The sequence below is a fragment of the Haloferax profundi genome (assembly GCF_001469865.1).
GTDB classification, from domain to species: Archaea; Halobacteriota; Halobacteria; order Halobacteriales; family Haloferacaceae; genus Haloferax; species Haloferax profundi.
The window spans coordinates 1-219 of record NZ_LOPV01000117.1 but is presented as its reverse complement, the minus strand read 5'-3'; the positions used below and the strand labels follow the sequence as shown (position 1 = coordinate 219).

The 219-nt window shown below is 60.7% G+C and carries 1 protein-coding gene; it reads left to right on the top strand.

Going from position 1 to position 219, the window contains the following annotated elements; translation table 11 throughout:
* A partial coding sequence (locus AUR66_RS06235) for an SDR family oxidoreductase (RefSeq protein WP_157533011.1) occupies positions 1 to 187 on the top strand: 187 nt, incomplete at its 5' end.
* Between the last annotated feature and the right edge of the window lie 32 nt (positions 188 to 219).

Sequence of the window (219 nt, the reverse complement as noted above, 5' to 3'; positions counted from 1 at the left end):
CATCGTGCGCGCGAACGCGGTGATGCCGAGCGTCATCGACACCGAGATGAACCGCGAGATGATGCCCGACGCGGACTTCGACGCGTGGGTGAAACCAGAGGAGATTGCGGACGTGGTGTTGTTCCTCTGTTCGGATGCGTCGTCGGCGACGAGTGGGGCCGCAGTTCCGGTCTACGGTGAGTCGTGATATCATCGCCCGTGACACATAATTCCACACCT